This window comes from Pseudomonas cyclaminis (assembly GCF_015163715.1).
Lineage (GTDB): Bacteria > Pseudomonadota > Gammaproteobacteria > Pseudomonadales > Pseudomonadaceae > Aquipseudomonas > Aquipseudomonas cyclaminis.
Genome location: NZ_JADDUM010000081.1, coordinates 1 through 13,875 on the forward strand (window position 1 = coordinate 1; position 13,875 = coordinate 13,875).

Here is a 13,875-nt window from a genome sequence, read left to right on the forward strand (position 1 = left end):
ACCGCCGGTCATGCCCTTGCCTACGTAGTCGTTGGCGTCGCCTTCCAGGTACATGTGCAGGCCGCCGGCGTTCCACACGCCAAAGCTCTGACCCGCCGTGCCCTTGAAGCGGAAGGTGATCGGCGCTTTGGCCATCCCTTGGTTGCCGTGCTTGCGTGCGATTTCGCCGGAGACGCGTGCGCCGATGGAACGGTCGCAGTTGCAGATATCCAGGGCGAATTCGCCACCGCTGGCGTCGCTGATCGAGGAACCGGCCATGTCGACCATCTTCTCGGCCAGCAGGCCTTTATCGAACGGCGGGTTGCGCTCGACGCCGCAGAACTGCGGTTTGTCGGCCGGGATGTGATCGCTGCCCAACAACGGCGTCAGGTCCAAGTGGTGCTGCTTGGCGGTCTGGCCCTGCAGGATTTCCAGCAGGTCGGTACGCCCGATCAGCTCTTCCAGCGAACGCACGCCCAGCTTGGCCAGCCACTCACGGGTCTCTTCGGCGACGTAGGTGAAGAAATTCACCACCATGTCGACGGTGCCGATGTAGTGATCCTTGCGCAGCTTCTCGTTCTGCGTCGCGACGCCGGTAGCGCAGTTGTTCAGGTGGCAGATGCGCAGGTATTTGCAGCCCAGGGCAATCATCGGTGCAGTGCCGAAGCCGAAGCTTTCAGCGCCGAGGATCGCAGCCTTGATCACGTCGAGGCCGGTTTTCAGACCGCCGTCGGTCTGGACACGGACCTTGCCGCGCAGGTCGTTGCCACGCAGGGTCTGGTGGGTTTCGGCCAGGCCGAGTTCCCACGGCGCGCCGGCGTACTTGATCGAGGTCAGCGGCGATGCGCCGGTGCCGCCGTCGTAGCCGGAGATGGTGATCAGGTCGGCATAGGCCTTGGCCACACCGGCGGCAATGGTGCCCACGCCGGCTTCCGCTACCAGTTTCACCGAGACCAGGGCCTTCGGGTTGACTTGCTTGAGGTCGAAAATCAGCTGCGACAAGTCTTCAATCGAATAGATGTCGTGGTGCGGCGGTGGAGAGATCAGCGTGACGCCCGGCACTGCATAACGCAGCTTGGCGATCAGACCGTTGACCTTGCCGCCTGGCAGCTGGCCGCCTTCACCGGGTTTGGCGCCCTGGGCAACCTTGATCTGCAGCACTTCGGCGTTGACCAGGTATTCCGGGGTCACACCGAACCGGCCAGTGGCCACCTGCTTGATTTTCGAGCTCTTGATGGTGCCGTAGCGCGCCGGGTCTTCGCCGCCTTCGCCGGAGTTGGAACGCGCACCCAGGCGGTTCATGGCTTCGGCCAGGGCTTCGTGGGCCTCAGGCGACAAGGCGCCCAGGGAAATACCGGCAGAGTCGAAGCGCTTGAGGATCGATTCCAGCGGCTCGACTTCGCTGATGTCCATCGGCGTGTCCAGGGTCTTCACCTTGAACAGGTCGCGAATCATCGACACCGGGCGGTTATCCACCAGCGAGGTGTATTCCTTGAACTTGGCGTAGTCGCCCTGCTGCACGGCGGCTTGCAGGGTGCTGACCACGTCCGGGTTGTAGGCGTGGTACTCGCCACCGTGCACGAACTTGAGCAGGCCGCCTTGCTGGATCGGCTTGCGCGCGCTCCAGGCTTCGGCCGCCAGGGCTTTCTGTTCGGCTTCGATGTCGACGAAACGCGCACCTTTGATGCGGCTCGGCACGCCACGGAAGCTCAGGTCGCAGACTTCTTCGGACAGGCCGATGGCTTCGAACAATTGAGCGCCGCGATAAGACGTGACGGTGGAGATGCCCATCTTCGACAGGATCTTCAGCAGGCCTTTGGTGATGCCTTTACGGTAGTTCTTGAACACCTCATAGAGGTCGCCCAGTACTTCACCGGTACGGATCAGGTCGCCCAGCACTTCGTAAGCCAGGAACGGGTACACCGCCGAGGCGCCGAAGCCGATCAGCACCGCGAAGTGATGCGGGTCGCGAGCGGTGGCGGTTTCCACGAGAATGTTGGAGTCGCAGCGCAGGCCTTTTTCGGTCAGGCGGTGGTGCACCGCGCCGGTGGCCAGTGAAGCGTGGATCGGCAGCTTGCCTGGCGCGATATGGCGGTCGGTCAGCACGATCTGGGTACGACCTGCGCGCACGGCTTCTTCGGCCTGGTCGGCGACGTTGCGCACAGCGGCTTCAAGGCCGAGGCTCTCGTCGTAGTTCAGGTCGATGATCTGGCGGTCGAAGCCCGGGCGATCCAGGGTCATCAACGAGCGCCACTTGGCCGGCGAAATCACAGGCGAGCTGAGGATCACGCGGGAGGCGTGCTCAGGCGATTCCTGAAGATGTTGCGCTCGGCACCGAGGCACACTTCCAGGGACATCACGATGGCTTCGCGCAGCGGATCGATCGGTGGGTTGGTCACCTGGGCGAACTGCTGGCGGAAATAGTCGTACGGCGTGCGCACGCGCTGGGACAGCACGGCCATCGGCGTGTCATCGCCCATGGAGCCGACCGCCTCGTAGCCTTGCTCGCCGAGTGGACGCAGCACCTGGTCGCGCTCTTCGAACGTGACCTGGTACATCTTCATGTACTGCTTGAGCTGGTCGACGTCGTAGAAAGCCGAACCGTGGTCGTTGTCTTCCATGGTCGCCTGGATGCGCAGGGCGTTCTTGCGCAGCCATTGCTTGTACGGGTGACGCGACTTCAAGCGGTTGTCGATGGCGTCAGTGTCGAGGATCTGCCCGGTTTCGGTGTCCACGGCCAGGATCTGGCCAGGGCCCACACGGCCTTTGGCGATGACGTCTTCGGGCTGGTAGTTCCACACGCCGATTTCCGACGCGAGGGTGATGAAGCCGTTGGTGGTGGTGACCCAACGCGCCGGGCGCAGACCGTTACGGTCGAGCAGACACACCGCGTAGCGGCCGTCGGTCATGACCACGCCGGCCGGGCCGTCCCACGGCTCCATGTGCATCGAGTTGTACTCGTAGAATGCACGCAGGTCCGGGTCCATGGTCTCGACGTTCTGCCACGCAGGCGGAATGATCATGCGCACGCCACGGAACAGGTCGATGCCGCCGGTGACCATCAGCTCGAGCATGTTGTCCATGCTGGAGGAGTCGGAACCCACGCGGTTGACCAGCGGGCCGAGCTCTTCCAAATCCATCAAATCGTTGGCGAACTTGGTACGACGGGCCACGGCCCAGTTGCGGTTGCCGGTGATGGTGTTGATCTCGCCGTTGTGGGCGAGGAAGCGGAACGGCTGGGCCAGCGGCCATTTCGGCAGGGTGTTGGTGGAGAAGCGCTGGTGGAACACGCAGATTGCGGTTTGCAGGCGCTCATCGCTCAGGTCTGGATAGAAGGCGGTCAAGTCCGCCGGCATCATCAGGCCTTTATAAATGATGGTCTTGTGGGAAAAGCTGCAGATGTAGTGGTCGGCATCGGCAGCGTTAAGCACCGACGAGCGGCGACGGGACGTGAACAGCTTGATCGCCATATCCTGGTCGCTCAGGCCATCACCGGCAATGAACACTTGCTCGATCTGCGGCAGGCGCTCCAGGGCCAGGCGGCCGAGCACGCTGGTGTCGATGGGCACTTTGCGCCAGCCGACGAGTTGCAGGCCGGCAGCGGCGATCTCGCGGTTCATGTTCTCGCGAGCAGCTTCGGCTTTAACCGGGTCCTGGTTGAAAAACACCATGCCCACGGCGTACTGCTTGGGCAGTTCGACCGCGAAATGCTCTTTGGCGACAGTGCGCAGGAATTGGTCGGGCTTTTGAATCAGCAAGCCGCAACCGTCACCGGTCTTGCCGTCGGCGTTGATCCCACCGCGGTGGGTCATGCAGGTCAGGGCCTCGATGGCCGTTTGCAAAAGGGTATGACTGGGCTCGCCCTGCATGTGGGCTATCAGGCCGAAACCGCAGTTATCCTTGAATTCATCGGGTTGGTACAGACCTGCTTTCATAGACACTTTCTCACCAGGCTGCCTCTTATACCGAGGCAAATTTCTTTTCAATTCAACCGGTTACCTTCCACGCCGAACGTACGCCGGCTTAGCGGGGGCAAAAGGGAGGTCATTGTACACACCGCCACAGACGCTCACAAATTTAGCGACGAAATGTCGCAAATCTATGTCGCATTTATGAAAGGTTTAAAGCGATATGCTGTGCTAGTCAAAACTTTTTTAATTCTGACCGCTACGACTCAAAAGCTACCGTGACGCAGACACCACAAAGCGCGCGGCCTTCAGGGCTGCACGCTGTTGTCGTTTTTTTGAGGTGCCGGGAGGGGCGGCCTGGGTAAGGCCGCCGGATCTTCAGCGAGCAGTTGCGAGTTCTTGTTGAACGCTGGCAACAGTGCGAGGCCAAGGTTTACCAGCCTGAACCTTCGCTGGCAAGGTTTTGATCGCAGAATCAGCTGCGGCACGGCTGGCGAAGTTGCCGTAGGTGATCACGTAGAGAGGCTTGCCGTTGAGCACTTTCTTGAAATAACGGTACTCGCCGCCCTGCTCTTTCACGAACGCCTGGGCGTTGGCTTCGGAGCTGGTGCCAAGGATCTGCACCACGAAGTTGCCGGTCGGCTGGCTGGCGTACCAGCTGCTGCCCGCGGCGCCTGCCTTGGCGACAGTGGCAGGTTTTTCCACAGGCTTGGTCACTGGCGCAGGCTTGGCTGCCGGAGCGGGCGCTACGGGCTTGGTGACAGGTGCAGGCTTGGCAGTCGCGATGGTTGGTGCCGGTGTCGGCACGGCGGCTGGCTTGGTGGCAGGTTGACCCGCTGGCACGCCCGCAGGTGGCGCGGTGGTCGTGACGGTCGGTGGTGTGGCGCTGGAGCCCTCTACCGGTACGCCGTCGTCGCCTTCGGAGATGCCACCGGCTTCTTCGGCCAGCGGGCCGCGCATCACAGGCTGACCCACCATTGGCAGGTTGGTCGGCTGGCCGGAGTTGGCGAACTCGACATTCGGCGTAGGCTTGCCCAGTGGCAACTGCGCCTGTTCGGTTGGCGCGCTGGCGGTGGTCGGCGCCTTGTTGCGGCCCGGGATCAACCAGGCGGCGGCAACAGCGACCACGACAACGGCAGAAATCGCCAGTACGTGCTTCTTAGGCATAGTGAACCCCATCTTTGGACGCTTGACCGCAGAGCGGCTGGCAATCATGGCTTCGATCATTGCATCGCGGGCAACCTGGTTGATGGTGCCAGGCCAGCCGTCGGAGCTTTCGTGAATATCAGAGATCTGATTTGCCGTGAAAAGTTCGATACCGGCCCCTGCGCCTTCGAGGCGTTGAGCCAGGTATTCGCGGGTTTCCTCTTCTTCGTACGGCTGCAATTCGATGACGTGGAACAGCTCCTGATCACCGCTGATCTGCTCGAGATCGGCGATCAGCGACGACTCACCGAACAGGAACACATGGGGACGACCTTCCGGCGTACCGGCCGCCAGCGCCAACAGCGCTTCCAGGGCGGATTCGTCGAGCTGCTCGGCGTCATCCACCAGCAGGTAGACTTCCTGGCCGGTAAGGCCCAGTTGCACGATCTGCTTGAGGATCGCGCTCGGTTCGGCAGTGGACACGTCCAGGGACTGGGCAACCTGACGCAGCACACCGGCCGCATCGCCGTTGCCACGGGCCGACACCACCACGCTCTGCACCGATTGCTTGTTGGTGCTGGCAACCAGGGCTTGGCGCAGCAAGGTTTTGCCGCTGCCCAACGGGCCGGTTACAACCAACAGCAGCTGGCTGTAGCGTGCGAGGTGGTGCAGTTGCCCGAGCACCGGCTTGCGCTGGGCCGGAAAAAATTTGAAACCAGGCACCCGCGGAGCAAAAGGGTCGTGGCTTAAGTGGTAATGGCCGAGGAACGCCTCGTCGGCATGCAAACTAGTCATCGGGATCTTATTAACCTTTAAGCTGGGCCAGGGCGCGGTAATCCGCTCCCAGCGTGGCCTGTAAAATCTCTTTCGGATAATCGTCGGTCACCACCGCTTCACCCATGTGGCTTAGCAGTACCAGTCGCAGTCGACCGTCGATCACTTTCTTGTCTATCGCCATATGTTCGAGGAAGTCCGCCTCGGTCATTTCCTCAGGCGGAATCACCGGCAGGCCGGCGCGCTGGAACAGGCGGATACCGCGATCACGCTCCTGGGCGCTGATCCAGCCCAGGCGTTGCGACATCTCAAGTGCCATTACCGTGCCAGCCGCTACGGCTTCACCATGCAACCACACACCATAGCCCATGTGCGTTTCGATCGCATGGCCGAAGGTGTGGCCCAGGTTCAGGGTAGCCCGTACACCGGACTCCCGTTCGTCAGCATTCACCACCAGCGCCTTGGCGGCGCAGGAGCGGGAAATCGCTTCGGTCAGGGCTACCTGGTCGAGGCCGCGCAGGGCGTCCACGTGTTCTTCCAGCCAGGTCAGGAATGGCTCATCGCAGATCAGCCCGTACTTGATGACTTCCGCCAGGCCCGCAGACAGCTCGCGCGGCGGCAAGGTGTTGAGGGTCGCGGTGTCGATCAGTACGGCCTGGGGCTGGTAGAACGCGCCGACCATATTCTTGCCCAACGGGTGGTTGATACCGGTCTTGCCGCCCACCGACGAATCGACCTGGGACAACAGGGTCGTCGGCACTTGGATGAAGTCCACACCACGCTGGTAGCAGGCTGCTGCAAAGCCAGCCATGTCGCCGATCACACCGCCGCCCAGGGCAATTACGGTGGTGCGGCGATCATGGCGTGCGGTGAGCAGGCCATCAAAAATCAGTTGCAGGGTTTCCCAGTTCTTGTGGGCTTCGCCGTCGGCAGAATCACGGAGATCACTGAGTACGCCGCCAGGCTGCGGCTCAGACGCTCAAGATACAGCGGCGCGACCGTTTCGTTGGAGATGATCGCCACTTGCCGCCCGGCAATATGCGGTGCGAGCAACTCGGGCTGGTCCAGCAGACCTTCGCCAATATGGATCGGGTAGCTGCGCTCGCCTAGATCGACCTTAAGTGTCTGCATGTGTCCCCGCGTTGAAGATGTGTTGACGATCGGCAGCGTCGAGATCCGACACCGCCTGATGGCTCTACGCCACACCCTGCAGGGTGATAGCGCGCCGCCGAGAATAGCGCATTTCGAGCTTGTCTTTAACGGGGTGGCAGCCGTTGCAGGCGCTCAAGAATGTCGAGGACCACCATCCGCGGAGGCCGCTCATCGGTTTCCACCACCAGATCGGCGATTTCCCGATACAGCGGATCGCGCAGCGTGAGCAGGTCGCGCAAGGTTTTTTCCGGGTTGGCCGTACGCAGCAACGGGCGATTGCGATCGCGGGCGGTGCGGCCCACCTGCTGCTCAACCGACGCATGCAGATAGACCACCCGACCACCGGCATGCAGCGCCCGACGGTTTTCATCGCGCATCACCGCGCCACCGCCGGTGGCCAATACCACGCCGTCGCAGCCACAAAGCTCGGCGATCATCGCCTGCTCACGGTCACGAAAGCCCAACTCGCCTTCCTTATCGAAGATCCATGGGATATTGGCACCCGTGCGCAATTCAATTTCCTTGTCGGAATCTTTGAATGGCAGGCGCAGCTCTTTGGCCAGCAAACGGCCGATGGTGCTTTTTCCAGCCCCCATCGGTCCTACAAGAATCAAATTTCGCACAGAATCAACGACTCACAGCAATCGCCTGGTTATTCATAATACGCGGAGTCAGGAATACCAGCAGCTCGGATTTTTTATCCGCCACCACATCGCGCCGGAAAAGGCGGCCAAGATACGGCACATCGCCCAAAAATGGCACTTTATCTACCACTTTGCTTTGGGTATTGGAGAAAACCCCGCCAATGACGATGGTCTCGCCATCCTTGACCAGCACCTTGGCATTGACCTCGTTTTTCTTGATCGGCGGTACGTCGTTGAGTTTGTTGAGGTAGTCGGGCTCATCCTTGGTGACCTTGACCACCATGATCACATGATCATCGGGGGTGATTTGCGGGGTGACCTCCAATGACAGGGAGGCCTCCTTGAACGACACTGACGTCGCACCCTGGGAGGTGGATTCCTGGTAGGGAATTTCGGTGCCCTTCAAAATGCGTGCGGTTTCCTTATCGGACGTGACCACCTTGGGCTGCGAGACGATTTCACCATTACCGGTTTTCTCCATGGCGGTCAGTTCCAGGTCCAGTAGCAGGTTGTCGGTGATATACGCGATACCAAGACCGGAGGTACCCGTGAGCGAGCCCAGATCCACAAACGGCGAGCTGGGCGGATTTTCCGGGGCTTGGGCTCCATCCGGAAGAGGCTTCTGGATGCCTCCGGCAGCCCAATTGCCTCGATTGAGCCGCCCACCCCAGCGTGCACCCAGGCTTTTGTCGTAGTCGACATTGGCCTCGACAATCCGCGCCTCGATCATCACCTGGCGCACCGGAATGTCCAACTGCGCGACGATCCGCCTTAGTTCCTCCAGCCGCTCGCCGGTCTGGTAGGCAATGATGTTGTTGGTGCGGTCATCCACGGCGACTGAACCACGCTCATCCGTCGTGCCTTCAAAGCCGTTCACCGACTGGAACAGCTTGGCCAGGTCTGACGCCTTGGCGTAGTTGACCTGCAAGAGCTCTCGGCGCAGCGGCGCCAGGTCGGCCATCTGCTTACGCGACTCCAGCGTCAGCAGTTCACGAGCGGCCAACTCCTCGGCGGGCGCCACCAGCAGGACGCCGGCCTTTATGCGCTTGTCCAAGCCTTTGGTTTGCAGCACCAGATCCAATGCCTGATCCCAAGGCACGTCCCTAAGGCGCAGGGTGATGGAGCCCTGCACGTCGTCGCTGGCCACCAGATTGAGGCCTGCCACATCTGCGATTTGCTGCAATACAGCGCGCAGGCCGATGTCCTGGAAGTTGAGGCTCAGCTTGTCACCTGTATAGGCGCCCGACAGCGCATTGCCAGGAGGCGGTAGCTGGATGAGATCCACACGATTGGGCACAGCGGCAGCCATCGGTGCCGTGAACGCTATCCATAGCGCCACACCGAAGGACGAGAAAGTCCTTTTCATTGTTTGATTCCGTTATGTGTTGAGGTTTAGTTCGAGGGTTCGCGTGCGTTCCAGCCATGCACCCTGTTCATCGGGAAACAACTCGACCAGTTCGACATGGCCGTCATGAATCGCCGTGATCCGACCATGATCCGGCCCAAGGTAGTCCCCGACTGCCAGGCGATGCACTGTCGACGCCTGGCGCAGCAGGGCGAAGATCCGCGACCCACGAGACAATGTGCCAACCATGTCGAACTGATCGACGGACAGGCTTTCCAGGGCCCCACGCGGGCGGGCGAGGTCCGGGGCGACAGCTGCGCGGCCAGGCGCATGATCGACATGCAAGGCAAGGGGCTGAAACGGATCACGAAGACCGGAGGCGTTATAAACAAAGGATTGCCCTTGCATGGCAGGCACACCTCGCTTAACGCCTTGCTGCCTTTGCCAGTAGCTCTTGACCACCAGGTCAAGGCTCAGCAGCTTGCCGTCTCGTCGCAGCGCGACATCATGCACCGTAGCGATGCGTGACAGGCCACCCAGGGCACTCACGAACGTCGCAAGGTCGTGATAAGCGCCGGTGACGCCAAGTTGAACGGGCTGTTCGTTATAGACCGGCCGAGGCTGATCATCCAACGGCGCAATGTTCTCAATCACCAACCCATTGGCCAAAGCCAACCGCGCAATATCCTCCAGCAAGCCGGGCATTTCGGACTCACCTGGCAATTGCTGCAAAAGCCCGCTGGCCTGCTCCTGCATCAGTTGGAACTGGCGAGCCTGCTCTTCGAGGCTGCTGGCCAAGACAGTTTTTTCCGCGTGTTGCTGCTGCAAGGCAGCTTCCTGCACCTCGACCTGATGCAGCCGCTCCCGCGACGGGCCCAGGTATACAGGGTCGCCCACCACCAGTACCACACCGGCCAGCGCACAGCCCAGCAGAACCCTGCCGGGTAAGGGCCATTTTGCAGCGTGGTGAGTCAGCGCGGAAAATTCGAGCCTGGGCAGGCTCATGGCTGGGCCTCGGAGGATTCTCCATGGCGCACCATCAGCTGGAATTCATTGTTGCCGCGAGTGCCCTCGGTTCGCACATGTTGCAGGCGCGTGGAATGGGCGCCTTCGGAGGCTTCAAGGCGACGCATCAACTGGGCAATGTCCTGGCTGGACTCGGCACTGCCGCTGATACTCACCGTATCGCCCTTGGCCACAACCTCATGCAAATGCACGCCATCAGGCACCGCACGGGCCAATTGATCGAGCAACTGTGCGCCGGCAGAGCGATTATCGTGCAGGTCCTGCACAACCTTCATGCGTTCTGCCAGTTGCTGGCTTTGCACCTGCAGGTCGTCGATGGTCTTGATGCGCGAGTCCAGGACGGCGACGTCCTTGGCCGCATGATTGTTTCGTGTCACCTGCCGGTCGATGGCCTGGTCGATCACCTGATCCGCCAGCCACACCGCTGCGAGCGCCACGCAGGCAAACGCCGCCAGCAGCATCAGGAAATATTTACGCCGCCGTTCCGCCAGCGCCTGGCGCCAAGGCAAAAGATTGATTCGTGTCATCCAGCGAAACTCCTCAGGGCCAACCCGCAAGCGACTCCCATCCCTGGGGCATCCACGACCCATTGTTTACCATCGACTCGATGGCCCGGTGTGAAGCTGGCGAAATCCTGACTGCAAGCGCGCGCCAATGCAAACCCTTCGACATCGACCACACTGGCGACCAGCCCCGCCAGGGCCAAAACCGCTTCACGGGCCTCGACATGCTCCTTCAGACATGCCGCCAGCAATACTTTGACCCGAGTCGGATCTTGCTCCGACACCCCCTGAACCTGAAAGTCCAGCGCCACCTCCTCCAGCGGGTAAGGGATGTATTGATCCGCCTCCACTTGAATCCTGTGCGCCATTTCGTCGTCGTCGAGCCCCGCCTGCACTTCAATTACCCGCGTAATGACCGAAGGGCCCGCCACGGCGACCGCCGCCTGCCTGGCAGACGTATGCAGCCTGGACACAGCCAGGTGCAACGCTTGCCCTATGCCTTCCAGGTCCAGCAAGGTGCCGTCGACCACCGCATGAGCCGGCAGCCCCTGTGTGGCGTAGCCTTTCACGGTGTAACCGCCGGCTGAACGGCTCAATTCAACTACTTTGATCGCCGTTTCATTGATGTCGACACCCAGGACGGTGTCGACTTTTCGCCTGAAAAATCCCTTTCCCATAAAACTCCCTAAAACTTTGCCTGTCATACCGCCTGATTGCTGTTGTACACCCTGCATTCGGTCGACTTGTTCAAGCGCCGCGAATGACGCCCCAAGGCGAAAAATGCTTTAATGCCCAGCGTTTTTCCCCGCTTTTTATCTGCAGCTCGGGTTGATCCATCGTTTGCCATGCATGCCCCGACGCGTAACCCATTCTTTTCTCTGGAAATCCAAAAGCCTTGATTCGTCTGCTGAAGTTTTTCGGGTACTCCATTGTCGCGATCGTCTGCGGGCTGCTGCTCGTACTCAGCGGGGCCTACCTCTACCTTAGTCCGGGTTTGCCCTCCGTAGAGGCACTCAGAAGTATCCAGTTGCAGATTCCTTTGCGGGTCTACAGCAGCGATGAAAAACTGATCGCGGAGTTCGGCGAAATGCGCCGCACACCGATCCGTTTTGCCGACATTCCGCCCAATTTCATCAGCGCCCTGCTGTCGGCCGAAGACGATAATTTTGCCAATCACTATGGCGTCGACCCCAGCAGCCTGGTGCGCGCCGCCACGCAGCTGGTAAAAAGCGGACACATTCAATCGGGTGGCAGCACGATCACCATGCAGGTGGCGAAGAACTTCTTCCTCACCAGCGAACGCAGCTTTTCGCGCAAAGCCACCGAGATCCTGCTGGCATTGCAGATCGAGCGTCAGTTGACCAAGGACGAGATCCTTGAGCTTTACGTCAACAAGATCTACCTGGGCAACCGTGCCTACGGCATCGAAGCCGCGTCCCAGGTGTACTACGGCAAGTCCATTCGCGACGCCAGCCTGGCGCAGATGGCGATGATTGCCGGCCTGCCCAAGGCGCCTTCGCGCTTCAACCCCCTGGCCAACCCGGCGCGCAGCAAAGAGCGCCGCGACTGGATCCTGGGGCGCATGTACAAACTGGGCAAGATCGACCAAGCCGCTTATGAGAACGCGATAGCCGAGCCGCTGAACGCCAGCTACCACGTACCGACGCCGGAAGTGAACGCCCCCTACATCGCTGAAATGGCGCGTGCCGAGATGGTCGGCCGTTATGGCAGCGAGGCTTACACCGAAGGCTTCCGCGTGACCACGACCGTTCCGAGCGACTTGCAGGACATCGCCAATGACGCAGTGCATTCGGGCCTGATCACCTACGACCAGCGCCATGGCTACCGTGGCCCTGAATCGCGCCTGCCGGGCAAAACCCTGAGCGCCTGGACCACCGAGCTGGGCAAACAACGCGCAATCAGTGGCCTGGAGCCGGCCATCGTGACCCAGGTGAAGAAAGACGGCGTGCAGGTATTGACCCGTACCGGGGAAGCCCATGTCGCCTGGGACAGCATGAAGTGGGCGCGCCCATTCCTGAATACCAACAGCATGGGGCCGATGCCCAAGCAGCCGTCGGACGTGGCCCAAGTGGGTGACCTGATCCGCGTGTTACGCCAAAAAGACGACAGCCTGAAATTCAGCCAGGTGCCGCTGGCCCAAGGCGCGCTGGTCTCGCTGGACCCGCAGAACGGTGCAATCCGCGCCCTGGTGGGTGGCTTCGCCTTCGAGCAGAGCAACTACAACCGCGCCACACAGGCCAAGCGTCAGCCGGGCTCAAGTTTCAAGCCGTTCATCTACAGCGCCGCACTGGATAACGGCTACACCGCCGCCAGCCTGGTCAACGACGCGCCGATCGTATTTGTCGACGAATACCTGGACAAGGTCTGGCGCCCGAAGAACGACACCAACACCTTCCTCGGCCCGATCCGTATCCGCGAGGCGCTGTACAAGTCGCGCAACCTGGTGTCGATCCGCTTGCTGCAGGCGATGGGCGTCGGCAAGACCATCGACTACATCACGCGCTTTGGCTTCAACAAGTCGGACCTGCCGCCGAACCTGTCCCTGGCCCTCGGCACCGCAACGCTCACACCGATGGAAATCGCTACCGGCTGGAGCACGTTTGCCAACGGCGGCTACAAGATCACGCCGTACCTGATCGACAAGATCGAAAGCCGCAATGGCGATACCCTGTTCACCGCCAACCCGCCGCGAGTGCCGGGCGATGTGGTCAACGGTGTGGCGGCCACTGACGGGCTGGCAGCGCCGAGCAATGGCGGTATCACCATTGAGCCAACCCCAGGCGCTGCGCCAGCCGCAAATGCTGCTGCACCGGAGCCGCAGGCACCCGCCGTGGCCGAGCGCATCGTGGATGGCCGGACCACGTACATCCTTAACAGCATCCTCGAAGACGTGATCAAAAAAGGCACCGGTCGCCGCGCCCTGGCCCTGGGCCGTGCGGACATCGCCGGCAAGACCGGTACCACCAACGAATCCAAGGATGCCTGGTTCTCCGGCTATAACGCCGACTACGTGACCACCGTGTGGACCGGTTACGACCAGCCGGAAAGCCTCGGTCGTCGCGAATTCGGTGGCACGGTCGCGCTGCCGATCTGGATGAGTTACATGGGCGCTGCCTTGAAGGACAAGCCGCTGCATACCCAGCCGGAGCCGGAAGGCATCCTCAGCCTGCGGATCGACCCGGTGAGTGGCCGTGCGGCATCGCCAAGCACGCCTAACGCATACTTCGAACTGTTCAAGAGCGAAGACACGCCGCCGTCGGTCAATGAACTGGGTAACGGCGTTGCACCAGGCAGCCCGCTGCCAGCGGATGAGGCGGCGCCGATCGATTTGTTCTAACCTGGACCTCAAGCCTACGCAGAACCAAATGTGGGAGGGG

At 61.1% G+C, this 13,875-nt stretch carries 7 protein-coding genes and 3 pseudogenes; 1 reads left to right on the forward strand and 9 read right to left on the reverse strand.

What is annotated here, in order from left to right; translation table 11 throughout:
• From gltB to IQK56_RS11895, 9 genes and pseudogenes are all read right to left on the reverse strand, one after another.
• Window positions 1-3,914: pseudogene (gene gltB / locus IQK56_RS11855) on the reverse strand (glutamate synthase large subunit); the annotation flags it as partial.
• Window positions 3,915-4,265: 351 nt separating this feature from the next.
• Complete coding sequence (locus tag IQK56_RS11860; RefSeq protein WP_122305727.1) at window positions 4,266-5,828, reverse strand: SPOR domain-containing protein; 1,563 nt, start codon at window positions 5,826-5,828, stop codon at window positions 4,266-4,268.
• 10 nt (window positions 5,829-5,838) lie between these two features.
• Window positions 5,839-6,938: pseudogene (gene aroB / locus IQK56_RS11865) on the reverse strand (3-dehydroquinate synthase).
• A 125-nt stretch (window positions 6,939-7,063) separates the two neighbouring features.
• Window positions 7,064-7,582, reverse strand: coding sequence for a shikimate kinase AroK (aroK, locus tag IQK56_RS11870; protein ID WP_010213757.1), 519 nt, complete (start codon window positions 7,580-7,582; stop codon window positions 7,064-7,066).
• 4 nt (window positions 7,583-7,586) lie between these two features.
• A pseudogene (locus tag IQK56_RS11875) lies at window positions 7,587-8,843 on the reverse strand (type IV pilus secretin PilQ); the annotation flags it as partial.
• A gap of 138 nt (window positions 8,844-8,981) precedes the next feature.
• Complete coding sequence (locus IQK56_RS11880; protein ID WP_193863596.1) at window positions 8,982-9,953, reverse strand: pilus assembly protein PilP; 972 nt, start codon at window positions 9,951-9,953, stop codon at window positions 8,982-8,984.
• A complete protein-coding gene (locus IQK56_RS11885; protein ID WP_150676082.1) occupies window positions 9,950-10,501 on the reverse strand; it encodes a PilN domain-containing protein in 552 nt (183 codons plus the stop codon). Before IQK56_RS11885 ends, IQK56_RS11880 begins: the two co-directional genes overlap by 4 nt.
• Complete coding sequence (pilM, locus tag IQK56_RS11890) at window positions 10,498-11,154, reverse strand: type IV pilus biogenesis protein PilM (protein ID WP_193863597.1); 657 nt, start codon at window positions 11,152-11,154, stop codon at window positions 10,498-10,500. Before pilM ends, IQK56_RS11885 begins: the two co-directional genes overlap by 4 nt.
• Window positions 11,155-11,224: 70 nt before the next feature.
• On the reverse strand, window positions 11,225-11,407 hold the full coding sequence (locus IQK56_RS11895) for a hypothetical protein (RefSeq protein ID WP_162633353.1): 183 nt from the start codon (window positions 11,405-11,407) through the stop codon (window positions 11,225-11,227).
• Here IQK56_RS11895 and IQK56_RS11900 point away from each other — a divergent pair.
• Window positions 11,376-13,835 (forward strand): penicillin-binding protein 1A, encoded by a 2,460-nt coding sequence (locus IQK56_RS11900; protein WP_425274583.1) that lies wholly within the window; start codon window positions 11,376-11,378, stop codon window positions 13,833-13,835. The two genes, IQK56_RS11895 and IQK56_RS11900, sit on opposite strands and share 32 nt — an antisense overlap.
• Window positions 13,836-13,875: the final 40 nt, after the last annotated feature.